The sequence below is a fragment of the Pedobacter sp. WC2501 genome, from assembly GCF_052682415.1.
The window spans coordinates 3,795,226-3,816,927 of sequence record NZ_JBQZFI010000001.1; the positions used below are offsets into that span (position 1 = coordinate 3,795,226).

Annotated in this window: 24 protein-coding genes; 14 read left to right on the forward strand and 10 right to left on the reverse strand. The window is 38.4% G+C overall.

The features are described 5' to 3' along the window. The first annotated feature begins 3 nt into the window (after positions 1-3). The 5 genes from ACUN24_RS16060 (at position 4) to ACUN24_RS16080 (ending at position 3,861) form a co-directional block, all read left to right on the forward strand. Positions 4-186 (forward strand): hypothetical protein, encoded by a 183-nt coding sequence (locus ACUN24_RS16060; RefSeq protein WP_132397247.1) that lies wholly within the window; start codon positions 4-6, stop codon positions 184-186. After that, positions 173-1,141 (forward strand): cbb3-type cytochrome c oxidase N-terminal domain-containing protein, encoded by a 969-nt coding sequence (locus ACUN24_RS16065; RefSeq protein ID WP_445563407.1) that lies wholly within the window; start codon positions 173-175, stop codon positions 1,139-1,141. The genes ACUN24_RS16060 and ACUN24_RS16065 overlap by 14 nt, the downstream gene beginning before the upstream one ends. Beyond that, a complete protein-coding gene (gene ccoG, locus ACUN24_RS16070) occupies positions 1,125-2,504 on the forward strand; it encodes a cytochrome c oxidase accessory protein CcoG (RefSeq protein ID WP_445563408.1) in 1,380 nt (459 codons plus the stop codon). Before ACUN24_RS16065 ends, ccoG begins: the two co-directional genes overlap by 17 nt. A gap of 230 nt (positions 2,505-2,734) precedes the next feature. Next, entirely contained in the window at positions 2,735-3,163 is a 429-nt protein-coding gene (locus ACUN24_RS16075; protein WP_445563409.1) for a FixH family protein, read from the forward strand. Beyond that, positions 3,160-3,861, forward strand: coding sequence for a sulfite exporter TauE/SafE family protein (locus ACUN24_RS16080; protein ID WP_445563410.1), 702 nt, complete (start codon positions 3,160-3,162; stop codon positions 3,859-3,861). Before ACUN24_RS16075 ends, ACUN24_RS16080 begins: the two co-directional genes overlap by 4 nt. A 187-nt stretch (positions 3,862-4,048) precedes the next feature. Here ACUN24_RS16080 and ACUN24_RS16085 read toward each other — a convergent pair whose 3' ends face one another. After that, entirely contained in the window at positions 4,049-6,433 is a 2,385-nt protein-coding gene (locus tag ACUN24_RS16085; protein ID WP_445563411.1) for an outer membrane beta-barrel protein, read from the reverse strand. 109 nt (positions 6,434-6,542) lie between these two features. On the opposite strand from ACUN24_RS16085, the gene ACUN24_RS16090 reads away from it, so the two are divergent. Both ACUN24_RS16090 and ACUN24_RS16095 read left to right on the forward strand, forming a co-directional pair. Beyond that, a complete protein-coding gene (locus tag ACUN24_RS16090; RefSeq protein WP_445563412.1) occupies positions 6,543-7,997 on the forward strand; it encodes a sensor histidine kinase in 1,455 nt (484 codons plus the stop codon). Next, positions 7,984-8,676: a response regulator transcription factor gene (locus tag ACUN24_RS16095; RefSeq protein WP_445563413.1), complete on the forward strand. Its 693-nt coding sequence runs from the start codon at positions 7,984-7,986 to the stop codon at positions 8,674-8,676. The genes ACUN24_RS16090 and ACUN24_RS16095 overlap by 14 nt, the downstream gene beginning before the upstream one ends. Positions 8,677-9,333: 657 nt before the next feature. On the opposite strand, the gene ACUN24_RS16100 is transcribed toward ACUN24_RS16095, so the two are convergent. Together ACUN24_RS16100 and ACUN24_RS16105 are read right to left on the reverse strand one after the other, a co-directional pair. Next, a complete protein-coding gene (locus ACUN24_RS16100; protein WP_445563414.1) occupies positions 9,334-10,038 on the reverse strand; it encodes a type 1 glutamine amidotransferase domain-containing protein in 705 nt (234 codons plus the stop codon). Positions 10,039-10,044: 6 nt separating this feature from the next. Next, positions 10,045-10,191, reverse strand: coding sequence for a hypothetical protein (locus tag ACUN24_RS16105; protein WP_445563415.1), 147 nt, complete (start codon positions 10,189-10,191; stop codon positions 10,045-10,047). Positions 10,192-10,330: 139 nt separating this feature from the next. Between ACUN24_RS16105 and ACUN24_RS16110 the strand changes: the two genes are divergently transcribed. Both ACUN24_RS16110 and ACUN24_RS16115 read left to right on the forward strand, forming a co-directional pair. Next, positions 10,331-10,561 carry a hypothetical protein gene (locus ACUN24_RS16110; protein WP_445563416.1) on the forward strand — a complete coding sequence of 77 codons (231 nt, stop codon included), beginning with the start codon at positions 10,331-10,333 and terminating at the stop codon, positions 10,559-10,561. Positions 10,562-10,639: 78 nt separating this feature from the next. Then, entirely contained in the window at positions 10,640-10,927 is a 288-nt protein-coding gene (locus tag ACUN24_RS16115; protein ID WP_445563417.1) for a hypothetical protein, read from the forward strand. A 279-nt stretch (positions 10,928-11,206) separates the two neighbouring features. Here the strand turns inward: ACUN24_RS16115 and ACUN24_RS16120 are convergent, their stop codons facing one another. Beyond that, a complete protein-coding gene (locus ACUN24_RS16120) occupies positions 11,207-11,533 on the reverse strand; it encodes a hypothetical protein (RefSeq protein WP_445563418.1) in 327 nt (108 codons plus the stop codon). 197 nt (positions 11,534-11,730) lie between these two features. Here ACUN24_RS16120 and ACUN24_RS16125 point away from each other — a divergent pair, with 197 nt between their 5' ends. From ACUN24_RS16125 to ACUN24_RS16135, 3 genes are all read left to right on the forward strand, one after another. Continuing rightward, complete coding sequence (locus tag ACUN24_RS16125) at positions 11,731-11,934, forward strand: DUF3891 family protein (RefSeq protein ID WP_445563419.1); 204 nt, start codon at positions 11,731-11,733, stop codon at positions 11,932-11,934. 91 nt (positions 11,935-12,025) lie between these two features. Next, entirely contained in the window at positions 12,026-12,853 is an 828-nt protein-coding gene (locus ACUN24_RS16130) for a transporter (protein ID WP_445563420.1), read from the forward strand. A 111-nt stretch (positions 12,854-12,964) separates the two neighbouring features. Next, the gene (locus tag ACUN24_RS16135; RefSeq protein ID WP_445565160.1) at positions 12,965-13,150 is read left to right on the forward strand and encodes a hypothetical protein; all 186 of its coding nucleotides are present in this window, start codon (positions 12,965-12,967) and stop codon (positions 13,148-13,150) included. Positions 13,151-13,446: 296 nt separating this feature from the next. On the opposite strand, the gene ACUN24_RS16140 is transcribed toward ACUN24_RS16135, so the two are convergent. The 5 genes from ACUN24_RS16140 to ACUN24_RS16160 all read right to left on the reverse strand — a co-directional run bounded on the left by ACUN24_RS16140 (position 13,447) and on the right by ACUN24_RS16160 (position 17,943). Next, positions 13,447-15,120: a MutS-related protein gene (locus ACUN24_RS16140; protein WP_445563421.1), complete on the reverse strand. Its 1,674-nt coding sequence runs from the start codon at positions 15,118-15,120 to the stop codon at positions 13,447-13,449. Between the two features lie 300 nt (positions 15,121-15,420). Then, positions 15,421-15,969, reverse strand: a complete 549-nt coding sequence (locus tag ACUN24_RS16145) for a hypothetical protein (protein WP_445563422.1) — start codon at positions 15,967-15,969, stop codon at positions 15,421-15,423. Positions 15,970-16,030: 61 nt separating this feature from the next. Then, a complete protein-coding gene (locus ACUN24_RS16150; RefSeq protein WP_445563423.1) occupies positions 16,031-16,705 on the reverse strand; it encodes a hypothetical protein in 675 nt (224 codons plus the stop codon). Between the two features lie 20 nt (positions 16,706-16,725). Continuing rightward, positions 16,726-17,364: a suppressor of fused domain protein gene (locus ACUN24_RS16155; RefSeq protein ID WP_445563424.1), complete on the reverse strand. Its 639-nt coding sequence runs from the start codon at positions 17,362-17,364 to the stop codon at positions 16,726-16,728. A 114-nt stretch (positions 17,365-17,478) separates the two neighbouring features. After that, positions 17,479-17,943, reverse strand: coding sequence for a hypothetical protein (locus tag ACUN24_RS16160; RefSeq protein ID WP_445563425.1), 465 nt, complete (start codon positions 17,941-17,943; stop codon positions 17,479-17,481). Between the two features lie 550 nt (positions 17,944-18,493). Here ACUN24_RS16160 and ACUN24_RS16165 point away from each other — a divergent pair. Both ACUN24_RS16165 and ACUN24_RS16170 read left to right on the forward strand, forming a co-directional pair. Continuing rightward, entirely contained in the window at positions 18,494-19,309 is an 816-nt protein-coding gene (locus tag ACUN24_RS16165) for a hypothetical protein (RefSeq protein ID WP_445563426.1), read from the forward strand. Between the two features lie 46 nt (positions 19,310-19,355). Continuing rightward, positions 19,356-20,186, forward strand: a complete 831-nt coding sequence (locus ACUN24_RS16170) for a M949_RS01915 family surface polysaccharide biosynthesis protein (RefSeq protein ID WP_445563427.1) — start codon at positions 19,356-19,358, stop codon at positions 20,184-20,186. A gap of 68 nt (positions 20,187-20,254) precedes the next feature. Here the strand turns inward: ACUN24_RS16170 and ACUN24_RS16175 are convergent, their stop codons facing one another. Next, positions 20,255-21,163, reverse strand: a complete 909-nt coding sequence (locus tag ACUN24_RS16175; protein WP_445563428.1) for a hypothetical protein — start codon at positions 21,161-21,163, stop codon at positions 20,255-20,257. Positions 21,164-21,702: the final 539 nt, after the last annotated feature.

The following is a 21,702-nucleotide window of genomic DNA, read 5'->3' on the forward strand; positions in this document are numbered from 1 at the left end:
AATATGTTCAATCAGATCAAAGATTTAGCCGGTGGCGAAATATACCTCGTTACCTCTCTGCTCATGTTCATGGTATTTTTTGTAATTGTTGGTGTTTACCTCTTCAAATTAAGCAAAAACCATATCAAAACCATGAGCGAAATTCCTTTTCAAGACCACAAAACCAATCAATATGAAGAAGATTAAACTATTGTTATTTTCACTGTTTTTATCAGCGGCAAGCTACGCTGCTGAACAAAAGGCAGCAGAAGCTATAGTACCTTCTCAGCCTGGATTAGGACTTAACCAATCTGAAATACTCATTATACTGCTTTTGCTTTTTGCTCTGGTACTGCTTTTTGTTTCACTAACGCTGCTCAACGCATTTAAAGTAATGTACCAGGAACAGTTAAACCCCACTAAATATAGCGGGCCTGTGAAGGAAGAGGCGCTTGATTACGATAGCTGGTTGAAACAAAAAACGGTAAAACCTTCAATATGGGCAAAATTATTGAGTTTAAAACCCATTGAAGAAGAAAAGAACCTGGTGATTGATCATTCTTATGATGGCATTAAGGAGCTCAATAACCCGGTGCCGGCCTGGTTCAACTTCCTGTTTTTTGGTACGATGATTTTCGCTGCAGGTTATCTCTTTTATTACCACATTGGTGGCTATGGAGATCTGCAGGATAAAGAATACGAAAATGAAATGGCCAAAGCGCAGGTAGAGAAAGCATCATATCTCGAAAAATCGGCTAATGCCATTGATGAAAGCTCCGTAAAGTTTGATAATACGCCAACGGTACTGGCAGATGGAAAAACCATATTTAACACCAACTGTGTGGTTTGCCATGGCGATAAAGGTCAGGGCGTTATTGGCCCTAACTTAACCGACGATTACTGGTTGCATGGCGGTGGCATTAATAACGTGTTTAAAACCATTAAATATGGCGTTCCGGAAAAGGGAATGATTAGTTGGGAGAAAAACCTTAACCCTAAACAGATCAGTGCTGTGGCTAATTTTATATTGTCGTTAAAAGGAAGCAATCCAGCGGGTGCCAAAGCTCCTCAAGGAGAAAAATACGAAGCGAAAGACTTAAAAGACAATGAGATGAAAGCAGCGAAAGATAGTGTAAACCAAGCCCATGTTACCAAAAAATAAGCCGGAAAGTAAGGGCAGGGGAAGAAATTTCATTTACCCTAAAAAACCATCGGGTAGATTGTACAACTACCGCAAATGGGTAAGTTATGTACTGCTGTTATTTTTGTTCTCCTGTCCGTTTCTAAAACTCAATGGAGAGCAATTGGTACTGCTGAATTTCATCGAAAGGAAATTTGTTTTCTTTGGGCTGATTTTTACCCCGCAGGATTTTTACCTTTTCGCACTGGCCATGCTCATCTTTATCATCTTCATTGTATGTTTTACAGTGGTATTGGGCAGGCTGTGGTGCGGATGGGCATGTCCGCAGACCATTTTTATGGAGATGGTGTTCCGTAGGATCGAATATTGGATAGAGGGCGATGCCAGTAAACAAAAGAAGCTGGATGAAGGACCCTGGACCACCGAAAAGATATGGAAAAAAGGAAGCAAACATGTTATTTTCCTGCTGATCTCTTTTGCCATTGCCAATACCTTTCTGGCTTATATGATCGGCTCTGATGTGCTGTATAGAATCATCACCGAACCCATTGCGGGCCATGTTTCAGGTTTTATATCCATCTGGCTGTTTACTTTTATATTTTATGGCGTATTTGCTTACGTGCGTGAAGTGGTATGCACTGTTATCTGTCCTTATGGAAGGCTTCAGGGGGTACTGCTTGATAACCAGAGCCTCGTAGTAGCTTATGATTTTACCAGGGGCGAACCCCGTGGACGTTTACAGCGAAATACATTGGAACAAAAAACAGGCGATTGTATAGATTGTGGACTCTGTGTGCAGGTTTGCCCTACAGGGATCGATATCCGCCAGGGAACACAACTCGAATGTGTGAACTGTACCGCCTGCATCGATTCGTGCGATGAAGTTATGTTGAAAATAGGCAAACCCAAAAACCTGATCGGTTTCTTTAACCAGGATTTTATTGCGGAGCGGAAACCTTATAAAATTGGATTAAAATCTTACGGCTATGCTGCGGTTTTATTCGTGGTATTAATGGTTTTTTCTTCGCTGATTTATAAAAGAGAAAATATCCAGACCACCGTTTTAAGGGCCAGCGGCACTTTATACCAAAGCAGGGGGGCGGATAAAACCAGTAACCTGTACAATGCAGAGTTGGTGAACAAAACCAATAAGGCGGTAACATTTACTTTTAGGTCGCAGGATAGTAGTGATCAGATCGATTTTATTCAGCAAGCAACTGTTTTACCGAAAGAAGGTACCGTGCACCTCACTTTCTTTCTGATCAGGAAAAATAATTCGATTAAAAAATACAAAACAGATGCGGTTTTCGAAGTGCTTGCCAATGGCGAGGTGTTGAGTACCGCCACAACTAGTTTTTTCGCACAGCCGGAGGGGAATGATTGAAGGAGAGAATGATTGAATGATAGAGTGAGAGATTGATTGAATTAAAGGATGATTGAATGATAGAGTAATAAAATTAGAGAATAATAGAATTATAAAATGATTGAATATTGAATGATTGAATATGCGATTTCCCTTTAAACATTCTCTCATTCAAAACTCACTCATTCATTCATTGATAACTCACTCATTCAAAACTCACTCATTCACTCATTAAATTAAAAACAAAACGTATGAACTGGGGAACAAAAATAGTAATGGGGATGTTTGCATTTATGATGTTTATCGTGGGGATGGTGATTTACATGTTCCATGTGCACGGTAGGGATGCCCTGATTGAAGAAAATTATTATGAAAAGGGAATTAATTACAATGCCGAATACGATGCCAAACAGAATGTATTAAACGATGATGCCAAGCCTAAAATTACCATTACCCATACCCAGATTGTAATACAGTTAAAAGACAGCGCGCAATATGAGCTCGTACTGATGCGGCCTGCCAACAGCGATGATGATGTTAAACGGAAAGGAAATACCACCGGAACTTCACATCTTATCCTGGTAGATAAAACTAAAATGGCTAAGGGAATGTGGTTTATCAACCTTTCATGGCATGCTGGGGGCAAAGCATATCTGTTTAAAAACGACATTACCTTATGACAGACTATCTGCCATTGGCATTTTTAATGGGACTGTTTGGAAGCCTGCACTGCGCGGTAATGTGCGGTCCCATTATGTTAGGCATGCCCTTCAGAAAACAGGATTTCTTTAATAGTGCGGTTCAGCTTTTGTTATATCAGCTCGGAAGAATAGCAGTTTATACCATTTTAGGTTTGCTGGTTGGTGTTTTAGGAAATAGCATTCGACTATTCAGTGATCAGAAAACGTTGAGTATACTTATTGGTTCTATATTAATCCTATTCACCGCCTTACAATTTAATAAAAGGTATAGAAACCGTTTTTCAACGCTTCAGTTAAAGGCGATGAGCCCGCTGAGCAAATTAATGGGTAAGGTATTCAATTTGAAGCTATGGGGATTGTTTGCAGGTATGCTTAATGGCATTATCCCCTGTGGCATGGTTTACCTTGCCCTGGCAACGGCATTAAACACGGGCAATGTTAAATCGGGTGCTACTTTTATGTTTCTTTTCGGACTGGGTACTACGCCATTAATGCTCATGATCTCGCTCGGGGGAATTTTTTTGAAAAAATACATCCGTTTTAACACCAATAAACTTATCCCCTGGCTAATGCTTTTTATGGGCGCTTTACTCATCATGCGCTCCGCCGATTTAGGTATTCCGTTTTTTTCTCCCAAAAATACAGGCGGTTATGGGCATTCGATAGAGTGCAGGTAGATGAGTTTGGAGTTGGGCGTTTGGAGTTTGGCGGGAGTTACGCATATACTAGCGCAAGTCTTAGTGGTGAGGATAATGTGGGCTGGCTGACTTGTGCTTTTTGGGATTTTTGTAGGAACCAATGATCTGTTAACCGATTAACCGATTTGCATGAACCAATGACCAGTGAACTAATGGACATAATTCATTATTGCGTACGTTTCTTCTCCTCCTCACTTGCCGAGGTTCTTTTCCTGGCTGCTGTAGGATTACCGCCCAATCGGTACGAGAAACTTAAAGTAGTACTGCGTGTATCACTTTTCTCATAAAAACCATTGCGTTGGTTTTCATAGTTTACATCAATCCGATAGGCATTACTATAAAATATATCGTTTACGGCCAGCCTTAAAGTTCCTTTACCTTTTAACAGACTTTTGCTTATACCTGCACTCACATCATAAAGCTTTGCAAGTTTGTAAATGCCCTGTATGGTAGGGGAAGAATACCATGCGCTGATTTCTGCTTTTAAACCTTGAGCCTTATTTAATGTAAAAGTATGGTTAGAACTTAGATAAATGCCCCAAACATGATAATCATAACGGGCCTGTAAATATCCTGACTTTTCCTGACGGTAGGAGCCCTGTCCATAATTGTTGATTTCCCACCACGAAGCCGGCTTGATCGGAAAAGATGCTGAAAAGCCTATTTCCTGACTTAAATCAAGGTTCCTCTGGGTATCATAAAAGAGTTTTGAGCTATTATCCTGTACTGTGATATTACTAAAATAATCAACTACCCGCCTCAGGTAAAATGAAATACTATATTGCTGTTTGTAGGTATAACCCAGTTCGCCATGGTAAATAAAAGCAGGTTGCAATGCTGGGTTGCCCTCCAGGTAAGTGTAGGGGCTGGTATAAGATTTAAAAGGGTTAAGTCTCCAATATTCTGGACGGCTGATTCTCGAATTATAGGTGAGGTTGATTTCATTGTCTTTATTCATTTTATACACCACGAAAAGTGTCGGGAAAAGTTTAAAATAGTTATTCTGATTGTTGGTGTTTAATACGACCGATTTTCCATTTGTTCGGGTGTATTCGCCGCGCAAACCGCCTTCAAAACTCCACTTGCCTACATCTCCTGTAATGCTGGCATAAATGGCTGATATATTTTCGGCATATTCAAAACGGTCGCTGCGGCTGTTTACCAATTCCGGACCTGTAGCTGGATTGTTGTAAAAATCGAAACTGTTGCGCGTACGGATACTACTGTATTTCAGACCAGATTCAAAGGTCCATTTCTTCCAGAACTTATCCGTATAATCTATTTTTCCGGAATAGATATCAATATGTTGATCAGAAGGTGTAAAAATATGGTATTGATCAGAAAGCGGATTGCCGTTACCAGATATGCCATAAGTATCTACCTGCTGGCTGTTATTATTCTGATATGGCACATAATCTAAATCCACATTAATATTACGGTCGTTGGTATCCAGTTTAATCTTGTAATTAAGATTAAAGCTATATTGGTAAACATTTCCATTAGAAACGTTTTGTGTATGGAGGATAGAATCAGGTAATGGTTTATGGTTATTTACAATCGTGGTTAATACCTGGTTCGGCATGCTGTTGTTGCCATTGTAGCCATTTACCAAAATACCGATCACCTGTTTATCAGTAAGATTGTAATCAGCACCTATTTTATAACTATTAGCATTCCCCGAGCGTAGGCCCGATTTTTCATTCCGCCAATCCGAATAGTTTTCAGGCGAAGCGAAAATGACATATTCACTTTCTGTATGATCCTTTTTGCGTCGGCTATAACCGTAACTGCCATATACATTCAGCTTGTCTTTTCTATAATTAAACACCGTACCTGGATTATAGCTGCTATAGGTTGATTGGGTATAACCGCCAGAAAGTACCACGTTAAAGCCATCACCTTTTGGTTTTTTAGAAATAATATTGATTACCGCACCACCCTGGGCATCGTACTTGGCGGTTGGATTAACCATAATTTCTATTTTGGCAACATTGTCCGATGGCAAACTCCGGAGATAGGCCGCCAGGTCTTCACCCGATAACCTGATGGGCTTATCATCCATATAAATGACCGCGCCTTTGTTGTTGGCTGTTACCCCGCCATCAAAACGTGTTTGTACACCCGGTGCTTTACCTATCGCGTCCCAAACCGTAGCACCGCTGGCGATAATGCTGTTTTCGACATTGAATATCACCCTGTCTATTTTTCTTACAATAATCGGTTTTGAAGCCGATACCGTTACCTGGTCCAGGGTTTTATCGTCATTGTTCATCATTATGGTTACTGAATCCATCGGAAGATTTAGCGCTTTGCTCAGATCCTTATATCCAACAGCCTTAAACATCAAAACGAAATTGCCTTTGAGCGGTTGCGGGAAACTGAACAGCCCGTTTTTTGAAATCCGGATGGCTACGGTCGAATCTGCATGGCGCAGGCTAATGGTTACCCCATCTATGGGTTCTCCATTTTTATCGGTTACCAAACCTTTACGCAATTGTGCAAAAGCAATTAAAGGAAAGCAGAAGAATAGGAGTAAGGTTAACTTTTTCATGTTTCAAAACTAGTTCCAAGTCATGTAAAGCAGCGTTAATCTCGGTTAAATATGGTTAAATCTTCCGCCCATGCTTCCATTGATAAAATGAATTGTTCAATTTAGAGGGATGGAATGGATAACGTCAAGATATGTTTTTCCTTTGGCGGTGATTACACTGATCATTAGTCTATGCCTGCAATGTGCCTGGATACGGCAATTGTACCTGGCACAAAAACAGGATGTTAAAACCAAACTTGAATCTATTGTAAGCAACGCCTCCAAACAGATCGTTTACCGAAGCGTGTCAAGGGGGCGCGAACGGAGCAGTCGTTTTAAGCAGTTTTTTCTTTCTTCAGAATGGTTTTCATTGAGGCAGGCCTTTGATGAACTGACGTTGGATAACCTGCATAGCCAGTTTCATTATGGGATCGATAATGATAGCACTGTTGTTGAAATGAGGATGTCTTTTCTCAATGATCCGAAAAAACACTTTAAAATTTCTTCATCATCAAAAACGGATAACATGACTCCTCGTCAGGTTTCATCAGATGATCAAAGAGATTTGAAAAGTCTGGATAGTCTGGTGAACCGTCAACTCCAACAGTTCGGCCTCAGGATCAATAGGAATTATGCCTTATACGATTATTCCAGCGGAAAATTGATCAAAACGGTTCCTTTTACCAAAAGCAGTATTTCTTTTACCAGCGAGCGTTATACCTACAACTTAAAGTTCTTGCACAGATACCAGCTTGTGGTGGGCAATATTTTTTGGATTGTTGTTTTTCAGATGCGTTATTACCTGATCTCATCCTTTATGATGCTGATCCTTACCGCTGCGGCTTTTTACCTGCTCATCAGACTGATGAAAAATCAGCAGCTTTATGCACAGGCGAGGATGAGTTTTACCAGCAATATGACGCATGAACTCCAAACGCCAATCTCAACGATTGCGGTTGCTCTTGAATCCATCAGCAAGTATCATTTAATTGATGAACCCGAAAAGCTAAAGAATTATATCAATATCAGCCGCCATGAATTACAGCGCCTACAGTCGATGATTGAAAAGGTACTTAAACAGGAGCAAATGGACCTGGGGAAAACGAAACTGCAGTTTAGCCTGTTCGATGTTCAGCCACTATTGCAACAGGTTATTTACGCCATGGATATACAGGTGCAGGAGAAAAATGCGGAACTTATACTTTTACAATCGGATGAACCTGTTTTTATCAAAGGTGATGCCATGCATATTTCGAATGTATGTTATAGCCTGATTGACAATGCGTTAAAATATTCTCCTTCTCATGCTAAAATTGAGGTATCCTGCAGTATTGCCGATCATCAGTTAACAATCAGTTTTAAAGACAATGGCCCGGGGATAAATGAAATTTATCAGCAGCAGGTTTTTGAACGCTTTTTCAGGATTTTTAATCAGGATAATATACACAATGTGAAAGGCTCTGGATTGGGGCTTCATTATGTTAAACAGGTAGTGGAGCTTCATGGCGGACGTGTTGTGCTACAGAGCAAAATAGGAAAGGGATGCAGTTTTATGGTTATTTTGCCATTATATGAAGAAAATTAAGGTTTTATATGCAGAAGATGAGCCTTTTTTGGCTCGTATTGTTTTCGATGGCTTAAGCAGTAGTGGTTACGAGGTTAATCTTGCTGCAGATGGAGCGCTTGCCTGGAAACAATTTATAGCAGAAAAGCCCGATATCTGTGTGCTCGACATCATGATGCCGCAAAAAGATGGTTATACATTGGCGGCTGAAATCAGAAAATCGGATCCCAATATTCCCATTATCTTTTTGAGTGCCAAAGCCCTTACCGAAGATGTGGTGATGGGATTTAAAAACGGAGGTAACGACTACCTTAAAAAACCTTTCAGTATTGATGAGCTGCTGGTGCGGATGGAATCGCTGTTAAACAGATTTGGTCCTGTGAATAAAGATGAAAATGAGGTAAATAAAAAATACCAGTTCAGAAACTGTGAACTTGATCCTGTTGGCCAAAAGTTAAAAACTTCTGTAGGCGAATATTCACTTTCTTATAAAGAAACCGTTCTGCTCGAATTGTTATTAAAGAACCGAAATAACATTTTGGAAAGGGAGGATGCTTTGATCAAAATATGGGGGGAAGATAGTTTTTATAATGGCCGTAGTATGGATGTTTTTATGGCACACCTACGCAAGCTCCTAAAAAGTGAACCTGAAATACAGATTATCAGCTTAAGGGGAGTAGGGTATAAGCTTATTTGTTGATTGTATTCCGGATTGTATAGTTCCAGCCCTGATGTGGTTAGCTATTTTGCCTAGGGCTGCTCGTTAGCGTCTTCACAAAAAACAGTTTTTACACCTAATGTTCAGAAACTTAATGTGGATCAGAATGGCAAATAATCTATAACAGAGATAAAACTTTTCACAACTCGTTATATGGTAAGGTACTTAATAACCTGAGTTAGATAATATTTAAAAATTAATGTACTTTATTAGGACGATTGGCTAGCCGTTTCGTCATGCTGAATTTATTTCAGCATCTTTCCTGTTAGACCACCTTGCTATAAAAGACCCTGAAACAAGTTCAGGGTGACGGCCGTTCATGTAAGGTGCCAAATAACCCAAATTAAAGCACATTATTAATCGAACTCAGGTTAATAGATTCTTAATTATCCTTTAAGGTGCTTACTTTAATATGTCTGATGATAATTTCTTTTTGGTTAAGTGTTTTCTCCAGATTCAATTTTATCTCTTTCCAGAAGGATATGCTAAAATGAGGCGTCATCACTTCAATTATGATCAGTTTATCGTATTCTGTATGGTTGCCATCTTTCCAGATACCTTTTATGGGTTGTCGGGTGTAAAGACTTAGCCCTCCAAATTTTTCAGTCAGGCTTTTTTGAAGCTTTCCGTTTCTGGCGATTATTTCGATTGCTGTTGTGGTTCCTCTGCAAGTCGTTCAATCAATGCTTTAGCAACAGGTCCTGCTGATAATGGATTCTGTCCGGTAATTAACAATCCATCAATTTCCACGTGGGAAAGAAAAGGCACTAAACTATTTTTTATTTCAGCCCCCAGTTCTTCAATTTTTGTTTGTAGCAGATAAGGAACGTGGTCACCACGGCCAACTATTGTTTCTTCGGTATTGCTAAAAGCCGAAATTCTTTTGCCCTTTAAAAAACCAGGACGTATGTTTTCGGCACTAAACAATGCGGCCGGGCCATGACATACCGCTGCCACGGGTTTGCCAACGTCTAAAAAGTCATGAATTAGGATACCACTATTATTGTCGACTGCCAAATCCCAAAGTGGCCCATGTCCGCCGGGATAAAATACCGCATCATAGTCACTAGCCAGGATCCCGTTCAAGGTGCTGGTATGCGAAAAGGCGTTTTTGGCATGGTCATCATCCTGAAATCTACGGTTAGATCCGGTAATGTTTTCGGTCAGTTCACTCATCGGGTCTACTGGCGGTCGTCCTCCTTTAGTGCTCACAAGATCTACCTGATAGCCAGCATCGATAAATTCATAATAGAGATCGGTAAATTCGCCAAGCCATACCCCGGTTTTATCTTCAGTATTTTGCATGTCGCGATGAGAAGTCATCACCATTAATATTCTTTTCATCATATGTTATTTTATGTCTTCAGGATCAAGTTCATTACCTTCTTCATCTATACGCTGGTGTTCATCCCAATTGGAATTTTGTTGGTTTTCAGTTTGTGGATTTTCTGTTTGCTGTTCTACATTTTCCTCTTCTTGTTCTTTTGGATCTTTCATGTTTTTCGGATTTTAGTATATACAGATAACAAGTTTAAGCGACTAATGGTTCGCTAAAGCTGAAAAGAAATGTTTAACAGCGTAAAAAGATTTGGATAATACACAACTGTTTTAACCCCATGATCTAAAATTGCCTTAATTGTTTAAACCTTATCGCCATTTGCATGTTTTATTAAGAAAAATGATTATGAACGATAACATTGAACCAAGAGACACGGATGCTGAAGACAGCAATGGCCAGTCGCAAGTAAGTCCCAATGAGGAAAAAGAAGTCGATGATAACGAAGTACAACGGGGCCTTACAGGCGAAACAGATGATGAAGAAGATGTTGGTGGGGACCTTGCAGGTAATGCTGGCGGAAATGCTTAATTATTAGGTCTGATTAACCGTTGTTCCAAAATTGGAACGTCAGCACGGTTTAATTTTTAAAATAAAGAATCACTAAAAATGGAAACTGAAGAAGAAAATAAAAATTTAGGCGACAAAAATGCTGAAAATAGTGCGGAGCGCACCAACATGCCCGATAACCAGGTGCCAAGATTTAGAAGTAATGAGAATCATGAAAAAAACCGTGTAAAAAGCGAAGCTGGATTTTTGAGCAGGGAGGTGGGTGAAGGCGATTTCGGATCGGAGGAAGCAAGAGCAGATTCGGAAAAAGGAAATCAAGGGAATGCGGGAAATATGCCCAATTCGGTAGGTAAAGAAAATAGTGACGATGATGGAAATCAGCCTTAATCCTAATGGTAAGGTTGTCCAAATGATTAACATTCAATTACTTATTAAATCCGGATAGGCTATTTTTGTAAATAAGTATGTAAAAAAATGCAGTAATATTTTTAATCAGATTGAACTTTTGGATTTTAAAAAGGTTAGCCATGGCTAACCTTTTTTGTTTTCAATTGGAGTATTTTTATTTATCTTGCCTTTTCCCCCTTTTACTAAAATAGCACAACTTTCTCTTCGCATATTTTTGTGATATTAGCATCAATGGGTGCATTTATCTATGGTTGGTGACTATGCCATGTTTAAATTTTTGTTCAAGAAATCCTGCGCACTTCTTAAATCGGTGTTAATCTGTTCCTTGGTTAAATCAGAAATTGAATGCAGTGGATCATCTGTAAATTCGCTCACTAAACTAACTGCTTCAGTTCCATTTGCCCCGGTATTTCCAATAATATTAAAAATTCCTTCTACTCCCTCGTTAACAAAGCTATACTTTATTTCAAATTGTTGTTTGCCTTCTGTAGGGATCTCTGCAATTTCTCTATATTCACGGGCCTGTATAGTTTCAAGGCCTTGTTTCACTAATTTTATAGCTTCTGTTTTTTGCTCTTCTGTCATAATCCATTAATTAGATTTAATGGTTAACATTTAAGAAAGGCTAAAGTTTGATTTAAGCGACACGCTTGTAGAAAACAGCTCTTAGCATATCAATTATGATTGCTGACACTATAACTGGTAATTCGGATATAAATTTGGATATAAATTGAGTAGGTTTTTCTCACCTTATTCAATTTTTTTAGTTCAGATCGTACCATTTGAGTGAATCGATTAAATCATCTCTAGGCTGGCTGCAATCCGCTCACGTAAATAAAGCTGAAGTAGACCGCGCTTATGAATTACTTGAGTTTTGTGACGCACTCTCTTTGATTATCTGTCAGGAAATTGTTCCACCCGAGGGCCGAAGAGTAGAAATTGGCTGTGGCTCTTCTGGTACCACATATTTGCAAAAGCAGATGTAGAACAGGTTAGCTTGAAATTCAAAAACCTGCAGTATTCAGTTAAGTCCTAAACTTTTTTAACACCTGTCCTGTTTATACATAAATTTTAAAAATGAAAAATAGTATTTTAATTCTCGCTCTGCTAAGTATTTTCACTATTGAGGCTTTCGGACAGCAAAAACCCTTCTATCATCTATTCAGGCCAGTTCCGAGTGATAGTTTACGGGAAATGGAAACCGACCGGCCGGATGTAACTGAAAGTCCGAAAACTGTTGATGCCGGACATTTTCAGTTCGAAACTGATCTTATGCGCTTTCAACGCGAAAATAGCAATGAAGGCAGGAGCGACGAATACCTTTTTAACCAGGCCAATATAAAGCTTGGGCTTACAAATTCGACAGCCGTCCAGCTTACATTTGAAAGTTATGTGGTAAAAAAAGATTTTGATGCAGAGGGCAGTGTTGAGCGGAGCAGTGGATTTGGCGATCTTACCCTAAGGCTAAAACAAAACCTTTTGGGCAACGATAAAGGTAAATTTGCCATTGCATTGCTCCCATATCTTAAGTTTCCAACTTCCCATGCAGATCAGGAAAGCCAATACGAAGGCGGTATCATCATACCAATGAGTATTGAGTTTGGAAACGATTGGAAATTAGGCTTTCAGGTAGAAGCAGACCGTTTACAGGATGAGGAAGGATCGGGTCATCACAACCAGTTTTTACAGACACTTGCCGTATCACACCCGCTCACTAAAAAGCTTGATGGTATTATTGAAACCTATTATACCTACGAATTTAAAGATGCTCACTTAAAAAACTTTCTGAATGCTGCACTACAATATGAGTTATCTAAGGATTTTCTTATCGACGGTGGCCTTAATTATGGTGTTCAGCATGATGCGAGAAAAAGCTATTTTGTGGGGCTTTCTTTTAGATTATAATTTCTAAAACAACAGATAGTCAGTTATATGGAAAGAAAAATAGGGAGGGAATAAGGAGAAAAAACATTTAGCAGCCATCTGTAATAAGTAATAGATTAATCATCACATATTATGGGAAATAACCTATCGGGAAAAATCCCCCAAACTAATTTGCCCAAAGAAACTGAGCTTCCAGAAAATACAGATTACCGTAAAATCGCCGGAAAAGGAAGTCTGAGCAATGATCCGAACTCACCTGATACAGCGAGGCATCCGGAGAATAAGATCATAATGAAGAAACGGATCATAATCCATTGATCCGGGGCATTTAACTTTTGCCTGAAAAACGTATCTATAAGCTCACTAATCTTGCGAAGTAAATTCTCCTTGGGAATAATCAGCTCATAAAGCTTGGAAAACTCACTAAACTGGATTTTTTGTTGTCGAAGAAGCATCTTGAAAGAAGTAATAATATAACTTTAAAATACAATAAAAGGGACTTTTTTAGTGCCCTCGTGTTCAACTTAGAAGCTTTGTTAATTATCATTTTATTACAAAGTATTTGGCCTAGGTTTGGCTTATTTTACGGTATCCTGTTTTCCTACAGGTTTGGCTTATTTTATAATGTCAATTGGATTTTTGCTGGTTGATTTTTCTGCCAACCCGGAAGCCTCTTTGGTGATTTCTTCAGGATAACCGGACATTGCAAGGATTTTGATGGCATTTCTGGTTGTCAAAGGTCCTTTTTTTAACTGGTGGTCAAAATTCATTTGATCTTTCAGGATCGTTTCGGTAAAATGGTAGAGGTCGAATTCATCGTACAGAAGCCCGGACAGTTCTACATCGTGGGTTGATACAAATACCAGGCTGCCTGATTTTTTAAGGTAAGACAGGATTGCTTTCGCCGAAGCAATTCTTTCAGCAGTATTGGTGCCCTTGAAAATTTCGTCGATCAAAAATATGTTCCGGTAGCCACTTTGCACATTATCGATGAGTTCCTTCATTACCGTAACTTCCTGCAGATAGTAACTTTTGCCTTCGAATATGCTGTCATCGATCCTAATGGAAGAGAAAAGCCTTAGCAATGGGGCACTATAGTGCTCGGCATAACAGGTATAGATGGTTTGGGCCAGTATTGAGTTGATGGCCAATGCCCTTAAAAATGTTGTTTTTCCAGACATATTGGATCCTGTGATCAGTATTCCCTTATCCGATACTTCTAGCGAATTGGGCACACATTCTAACACCAATGGATGGATGGCGTTTTTTATGGTGAATTTGTTTTCGGTTGCTGTAAAAGAAGGGTTACACCAGGTATCGGTACCGGCCCTTAATGAAGCAACAGAGATTGCCACATCAATGGCACCGATATATTCGAAGATCATAGAAACCTGCTGCTGGTTTTTTTCTATAGATCTGATGAGACCGAATATGGTAAAAAGATCGATGAGGAATATAGCCTTAAGGATTTCAAACAGATAAATTGGTATCTGGCTGAGGTCTGCGGCACCGGAGGGATTGGTCTGGACGAACAGTAACCGGATCTTTCGCTGTATTTTTTTGAATACTACTGCTCCCTTTATCTTTCCAGCATCAAAAGGGATGTTTTTTTTTGATAGTTTTTGGGCGACCTTGATGAGTACGTCGAGCTGTACAAGCGATCTGGAAAATGATAAAATATGCCGTTTGTTCCAATAATTCAGATAGGTAACGTTGTAGGCTACTATGAGAATTGCGAACAGGAATGCGATCGGAAATTTAACGGATAGAATGAAGCAGGCGATCAGTACGAGGATGTCAAAGACTAGATAGCGCAGCCATCCGGGTTTTTCTATCAGCTCTTCTTTTAATAATAGAGAAACCGAGTAAGCATCACGGGACCCGAGTCTGTTAAGCTTAAGCTGGACCTCTTCCCGTAATAACGGGTTTTGCGAAAAAAAAATGGCCTGCCGGTCAAGTTCGGTCAGGTGTTCAAGATCATCACTAGGGTGTTGCAGTTTGTGGAATAAAAACTGTTCACCTATTTTGCTGGTGGTATGGTTGATGTGGGCGAAAAGCTGAAAGAAATCTATGTCTGAGCGTGTCTGGGAAGTCAGTTTATGGTAGTCGGATGGTCTTTGCGCAGGGCTGTACCAATCTAGCTTTGCAAGGTCTATATTTTCGCTGTTTGCCTTCGCCCAGTTTTCCCTTAATTTGAGGAGCTGTTTCTCTTTTAGCTTTTTATGGCTGAAAACCAGGAAAAAAGAGAGTATTACCAATAAAGAAACTGCAGCAAATACATAAACCATAATCTTATAATAGTGTTGACAATTTACAGAACGGATCTGAAACCTCCTTGAAAATTAATTTATTTTTTCCATAGATGGATTCACAAAGACAGTCTGATATCCTTCAAAAACATCAACGATTAGCGGTATACCTCATGAACGCATGCACGGCTTGACTGGAACCTAGAATAGTGAATGACGGTGTCTCCTTCACAATGACAGAAGTATGGTATAATATTATGGTTTTAGCTCGTTGTCTAACCGATATTAGATCGGGGAGCACAAGGGCGTGGGTTTATTTGCGTCATACCGGCTAGGTCTTCATTTTTTAATTAACCGTATGTACTTCGCATTACACTCTCCAATTTTCACATAATAGTTCATAGAATTACCTGCATTTTGGATAGTAATTTGATTTTTTTCCAATATGCCCTGAATCTCTGTTGGTAAAGTTATATCCGGATCAGTTGGGTCACCCTCATCATCCAATGTGCCTTCGTTTTCACTCCACTCAATATTTTTCAGCGTAAGATAATAGCCATCCTTACGCTCGTTAAGTTCTATTTCAGCCTTATCTGCTAAAGTTCTTGTATTGGTAATCAACTTGTAGACTAGTTGATCTTTTTTGTAAGATAGGATTAAGTTTATTTCACATGACGGATCGCCGTTTTCAATCATATAAGTTCCTTCAATAGGAAATATGGTCTTTTTTATGGTCGATTTTATTTTAACCACAGTATCAGTTTTCGCTTGCTTAGGCTCAGCATAAACTATTTTTTCGATTTTCTTTTTGCTTGTATGGTTTGTTTTTTTCTCTTCATTGCACGAAATAAAGATCAAAATGCATAAAATGACCGGTGTTATTTTCATATGTATCGCAAATTTAAATGGGGGCAAGGTTTTGTGGTTGCCAAAAGGATAGGGTGGCCTGCTAACATAAGAGCCACCATAACTTTAAATAATTGAGTTTGCCATTCTTGAAATAGAACAAAAAAGCATCGTCAGCTGGTGCTTTGAGATAAAATCTAAATCGAACTTCATCTGGATCTTCTAGCTTTTCCATCTTCGCATGGGGGAATATTTTTTTAAAATCTTCTACTGATGTATTTTTGTCAAGCACAATCTGGTGTGAGGGAATCTCAAATGAATTTGATTTAGCAAAAGCAGTATTAAATAATACAATGTGGTTATTCGTATTAAATTCGATATTATTTGCAAATAAGGTAGTCACATTCCCTTCGTATTTTTCGAATGTTCCCGACTTTTCGCTTTTGTCACCATAAGTTGCTTTCATCCATTTTTCGTCCAGCCATTCAAATGGATCTCCACATTCCCAAAGCTCTGTTTTTGAAGAATCGATTTTTTTGTACAACGAGCTAAATTTAGGACGTGATAGTATCATATGGTGCCCATTAACCAAAACATCTTTAATACTCATGTACCTTTCTGTATAAAAGATAGGTTTCTTGGTTTCCTTTCTTTTTAAGAGAACAGGTTGGGGCTGGATTGCTGTTTGCCGTTCATTTTTAGGCTTGTCCTCATTGCGGCAACCAATAAACATGATGGCGAATACGATAAATGAAATGAGTGTTTTAACTGCAGCCATATTATTCTATTTTTGAACTTTTAGGTACAAACATTTTTTCTGCCAATTTTTACAATTTCAGTTACATCGTGTTGGTCCAGAAGTTCCAATAATGCAACAGCACCGTTTTGGTTTTTAAATTCGAGTTCTTCCTTATACAGGGGAATTAAAGAATAGATAGAAACAGATTGATTATTTTCCAGTTCTATCTGTGTAAAGTCATCTGATATCTCCCTAGAATACGCTAACATTACGGAATTGAATCCTGCGCCTTCGGCAAAAGTTCCATCTTCCTGGTAGCTAAACGTGTGACCAAATCCTAGCCAGGTTTCGTCAGGATGCGGCAAAATCATCAGTTGTTTCATTAACCTGATCGGCCAATAATTGCGCTCGTCGCCGAAGGAATCATAATTGAGATTCCATTCTTTCGGAAGTAAAAACATGACCTCGGCGTAGGGAGAGGAATTAACATCTTCAGGCACTTTCATAGGCAAGGCACTCATCCCACAGCTTAAGAGAATATGATATGGCCTGTTTTCGTTAGCTTTTATAAAAAATATATCTCTATGGATGACCTCTGACTCAATTTCATCAAACGCGACAATATCTTCCTCATCATCAAAAAACTGGTCTAAGTGATTGTCGACAATCTCCACACTATTAGGAATAGAATTTTTCATATCATATAATTTTCCAAACTAAAACTACGGTAAACCTTTGAATATTACCAAAAACCTTTTAAATATGCAGTTGAATAATGGGTGCCCAAATGCCTTTAAATATCTCCATTGTATTTATTGGCTATCTGTGGATTCTATATCTAACTTTGAAATTGATTCGACCTTTCTTTTTTTTAAGGTAAATTCGAAAAAATGCTTTTTGCCGTCTTTCAGTATTTTAAAAAAGTTATCCTGGGATTTCATGGCATCCGTAAAATATTTAAAGTCGCCGGATAACTCAATGTTATGCGTTGCCGGTGAAATGCAGCGGATATCATAGATCGCCTTCTCCTGTTCATTATCACCGTTTTTATCACTAACGGAAGCGATACCTGTTTCGATGGAAGCACAATGAAACAACAATACAGTCCTGTCGGATTCTTTCTTTATGGTAACATTTGTAGCAAACACGGTGCTGTCAGTTTCTATTGTATTTTCACATATACAAACTTCTTGCTGGCTATACTTATCCGTTTGCGTATTACTGCCGGTGCACGCAGAGAGCATTACGATCAGGCTAAAGGGAATTATTGTTTTCATGCAATCTGTCTTAAATATTTAAATGCGTGTTGCCGGACATGGGTAATAAGGTCCCTTCCTGACCTACGGAGTGAAGTTAAGATATTTATATTTTAATATTTATTTTTCAATGGGAGGAAGTCCTACGATTGCCGATTACAATTTCGATGGTTTTGACAACGTTGCATTTTCCATACCGGATGCAGGCATTGGCGTATACCGCACTTTCAGTATCTATCTGTACAATCCCAAATCGAAACGCTTCAACAATTTCGTTATATTTTCAATCAAATGACTGTTTTACCAAGTTATTAAATTGTAATTTTCTGATCTTTTTCAGGCTCTTAAAGACAAAAAGTATAAGAATTTTGTCCTAACAAAGTTAGCAACTCCAATTTGTCCTTTATCTAGATACCTCAATAGTTTATTTAATATCGGCTGTCCGCTAAAATTTGTATTTTTACCTATTGTTACCTTTATTGTTTCGTAACTTCAAACGTAAACTAACGGGGCGGCGCTAGTGCTAATCTTTTTTTTTACGGGAAAACAGTGATAATTATTATCAAAATAAATGAAAATAACTGCAAAAATTCTTTTTTTACTGATGCTTACTGCTATTTTTAACGCAAAAGCCCAACAAATAAAATTCCCCGAAAACTTCAAACTAACCTCATCGGTAATACCTGGTTACAGGGTAATTAAAGATGCCGATGCTGCAAAAGGACAAATTACTGAAAATGTTAAACAAACCGATAGCCTTTACATACAACGTTTTGAAAGTGCAGACAAAAGGAATACTATTGAGGTTTATGTTTATCAGCTTAAATCAGAAGAGACGTTTAGTGAAAAAGAGTTTGTAGAACGGCTGCAATTAACTCAAGGTTATTTTCAGATGTTTAAAATGGGTGCTTTTGAATTTTTGAAAGTTAAAAACTATCTCATTCAAATTCAAAGTATAAATCCTAAAGCAACTAACAAAAGTGCTGGCAAGATAGAATTAGATAAGCTAAGCAATTATTATAAGAAAAAATTAGGTGCAGTTACCTTTAAAATTCCAGCGATACAAAATGCTGATAAGACTTCAGAAAGCACAAATAGGACTGCAAAAAGTCCAGATTATACAAATTTAAGACGTTGGGTGGCAAACAATTTTGGTCCAGCTTTTTACAGACAATATATTCATGAGGGTTCAGGTAGAATTACACTGATATTGAATTTTGATGAACAGGGTAAAACGACAGTTAAAGAAATTAAAGGTACAAAGAACGAAAAATTGATCAAAGCCATAAAAGAAAGAATAGAAAAAATGCCATTGTGGACCAAAGATGAAGCCACTTATTCATCTACATTAAGTTTGCCATTAGAATTTAGAGATGTTGAGCAATAAGAATATTTTTAATACTGTATAATGAAACAGCAAAATATCCTCAATATTGAAAAACCTTGTCAAAAAAGTGCAATGGGCAAGCATGACTAAAACGATGAATTGCTTGGCAAATCCTCACCCAGCTACCTTAAAACCTGAGATAAAAAACATAATGAAGAACGCAATCATTTTCTTAGCCTTTGTTTCTATACTTCAGTCTTGTGATGGCCAATCAAAAAAACAAAAACAAGTTCAGTCTGAAAAAATATTGAAAAGCAAAAAAGTTGCAATTTATAAAGGCAAAATGACTAAGCCTGTCAACATAAGCATTGATAAAATTCCCCAAGAAATTAAGTATGAAGGAAAAACTAAAAATGCTGTTCATTGGACAGATAAATTAGGGGAGAATATTGTAATTACCACAGAAACTGGCATTTATCAGAGTAATAAATTCAAGCATGAGATGGACGGAGGAGATGCCGAAATCTTTGCCTACCATTTCCTGAAATCCAACGGTGGTTTTAAACAAACATGGAAAGTTTATGACTTTATTAGTGATTGTCCGGTTGATATCGTCGCCTCATTTATTGATAAAACTTTTGATATAACAGACCTTAATAACAACGGAATTGCAGAAATATGGCTAATGTATGAAACAGTTTGCCACGGAGATGTTAGTCCTTCGAACATGAAAATTATAATGTATGAAGGACAACAGAAATTTGCAATGAAAGGAGAAAATAAAATTATGTTTGGAACTGGTGATAACGGACAAAAAATGTATGCTGGTGGGGAATATAAAATTGATAATGCTTTCTCTAATGGACCGACTGTATTTTTGGAGTTCGCAAAAAAACTATGGAACAAGAATATAACTGGCACACGTAATAGTTTATAGTTTACAAAAGCCTATTCCTTTATTGAAATGAAGATGAGTATTGGGCTGACATTGGCAGGTGTATGAATTTAAGCCCAGCCCGCTTTAAATCTGCCTTTATAAGTACGTATGAGACTTTCTAAATCCCTGCGCTTTTCGTAATGGGTGACCTCTATATTTCCCCAGCCTCCCGGATACTGAATCTGAAGTGTGTATTCATTACCACGCTTTGCATGAGTACTGACTGTTATTTTAATATTAAAAACATCATCCCAGCGTATAAAGCCGGTCTCCATGGTAAATATTCCCAGGTCATTCAGGATGATACGGGGCTGATGCGTGGATATAGCTATCGCACTGCGAACAATGATGTATAAAGAATAAGAAATCCATACTGCTCCAATTATAATCAGAAAGGTTGATGATTCATCTGACCTGAAATTAAAAATCTCTGCCCCAATGCCCATAGCAAGCATGAACAGATAGAAAAAAATCCTGATCAAAAGTTTGGGTGTAGAGTAGTAAATAATGGTTTCCGAATCAGTACCGGTGTCATCAATAAAAATGTCCGGCGCCCCGGTTCGTTGCTGCAGTCTACGCCACTGGTCACGTTCCATAGTTGACTGTAGCTGAATCTTATCCAGGAAGCTACCATAGCCGGAGCAAAGAGAAGCTTTTCTTGCAGCTCTTTTTAACTCTGTTACATCGTTTACATGGCTGAATGCCCAAAGCTTCCAGCGTGTGGTGCGCTTGCTCCAAAACCGAAATGGCAGGTAAAAAAATATAAAAGAAGTAACGATCAGTACCGAACCAAAGACCAGCAAGGTTTTCGTAGTTAATGCATGCTCTCCTGTTACGGCTATGAAAAATAAGGCAAAGGGGAACATAAAAAAGAATAGCCCTATAACCATTACTATTCTTGGCAGAAGCAACATCTGCCGCCCTTTCGCCAATGCCTGATTAAGTGAAACTAAGTCGGAATTTTCATATTCATTCATAGGATTATTTGCTTATAACAGAAATACCACAGATGTTTCTTTTCCGTGCGACATTACACAGTTATTATCTCTTGTGACTTGACGTAAACAATAGGAGAACACTTTGGGTTGATCTCCCGCTGCTAAACGCTCAGGTTAAATTAAGAAAATATATAATAATGTGAAACAGGGTTATGCTTATTCAGAGGCTCTTTTGTCATATCTAATATGAAATTACTGAGCACGTATTCTTACAGGCCAGAAGTAAATGCCATTAAAATCAGGTTAATAAAAATTTCTATTTTCATAGCATCCCATGTGGTCGGGCTTTCCGCTATATCTCCTTAAGGGAGGATGCTACTGCAATCCCTGATGCTAAATATGATGACCAGTGATTATGCTTTGTAATTATTCATTACTTTCCTATGATGAAACCTATTGAAGATACGGAAAATGGTAGTTCTCCTGAAGTAGGTTTCAAAAGCGTGGCTACGTTATAATATATTTAAAAAAGAAACAGGCTTAATGCCAACTGCCTATTTTGCACAGGAATTAAGCCA

Excerpts from the sequence above, each read along its gene's own strand:
- ACUN24_RS16165 (WP_445563426.1), top strand. The coding sequence starts at position 18,494 with ATGAAAATAACTGCAAAAATTCTTTTTTTACTGATGCTTACTGCTATT.
- ACUN24_RS16155 (WP_445563424.1), bottom strand. The coding sequence starts at position 17,364 with ATGAAAAATTCTATTCCTAATAGTGTGGAGATTGTCGACAATCACTTA.
- ACUN24_RS16140 (WP_445563421.1), bottom strand. The coding sequence starts at position 15,120 with ATGGTTTATGTATTTGCTGCAGTTTCTTTATTGGTAATACTCTCTTTT.
- ACUN24_RS16090 (WP_445563412.1), top strand. The coding sequence starts at position 6,543 with ATGGAATGGATAACGTCAAGATATGTTTTTCCTTTGGCGGTGATTACA.
- ACUN24_RS16095 (WP_445563413.1), top strand. The coding sequence starts at position 7,984 with ATGAAGAAAATTAAGGTTTTATATGCAGAAGATGAGCCTTTTTTGGCT.
- ACUN24_RS16065 (WP_445563407.1), top strand. The coding sequence starts at position 173 with ATGAAGAAGATTAAACTATTGTTATTTTCACTGTTTTTATCAGCGGCA.
- ACUN24_RS16175 (WP_445563428.1), bottom strand. The coding sequence starts at position 21,163 with ATGAATGAATATGAAAATTCCGACTTAGTTTCACTTAATCAGGCATTG.
- ACUN24_RS16160 (WP_445563425.1), bottom strand. The coding sequence starts at position 17,943 with ATGAAAACAATAATTCCCTTTAGCCTGATCGTAATGCTCTCTGCGTGC.
- ACUN24_RS16150 (WP_445563423.1), bottom strand. The coding sequence starts at position 16,705 with ATGGCTGCAGTTAAAACACTCATTTCATTTATCGTATTCGCCATCATG.
- ACUN24_RS16130 (WP_445563420.1), top strand. The coding sequence starts at position 12,026 with ATGAAAAATAGTATTTTAATTCTCGCTCTGCTAAGTATTTTCACTATT.
- ACUN24_RS16100 (WP_445563414.1), bottom strand. The coding sequence starts at position 10,038 with ATGAAAAGAATATTAATGGTGATGACTTCTCATCGCGACATGCAAAAT.
- ACUN24_RS16120 (WP_445563418.1), bottom strand. The coding sequence starts at position 11,533 with ATGACAGAAGAGCAAAAAACAGAAGCTATAAAATTAGTGAAACAAGGC.
- ACUN24_RS16085 (WP_445563411.1), bottom strand. The coding sequence starts at position 6,433 with ATGAAAAAGTTAACCTTACTCCTATTCTTCTGCTTTCCTTTAATTGCT.
- ACUN24_RS16105 (WP_445563415.1), bottom strand. The coding sequence starts at position 10,191 with ATGAAAGATCCAAAAGAACAAGAAGAGGAAAATGTAGAACAGCAAACA.
- ACUN24_RS16060 (WP_132397247.1), top strand. The coding sequence starts at position 4 with ATGTTCAATCAGATCAAAGATTTAGCCGGTGGCGAAATATACCTCGTT.
- ccoG (WP_445563408.1), top strand. The coding sequence starts at position 1,125 with ATGTTACCAAAAAATAAGCCGGAAAGTAAGGGCAGGGGAAGAAATTTC.
- ACUN24_RS16080 (WP_445563410.1), top strand. The coding sequence starts at position 3,160 with ATGACAGACTATCTGCCATTGGCATTTTTAATGGGACTGTTTGGAAGC.
- ACUN24_RS16135 (WP_445565160.1), top strand. The coding sequence starts at position 12,965 with ATGGGAAATAACCTATCGGGAAAAATCCCCCAAACTAATTTGCCCAAA.
- ACUN24_RS16075 (WP_445563409.1), top strand. The coding sequence starts at position 2,735 with ATGAACTGGGGAACAAAAATAGTAATGGGGATGTTTGCATTTATGATG.
- ACUN24_RS16115 (WP_445563417.1), top strand. The coding sequence starts at position 10,640 with ATGGAAACTGAAGAAGAAAATAAAAATTTAGGCGACAAAAATGCTGAA.
- ACUN24_RS16145 (WP_445563422.1), bottom strand. The coding sequence starts at position 15,969 with ATGAAAATAACACCGGTCATTTTATGCATTTTGATCTTTATTTCGTGC.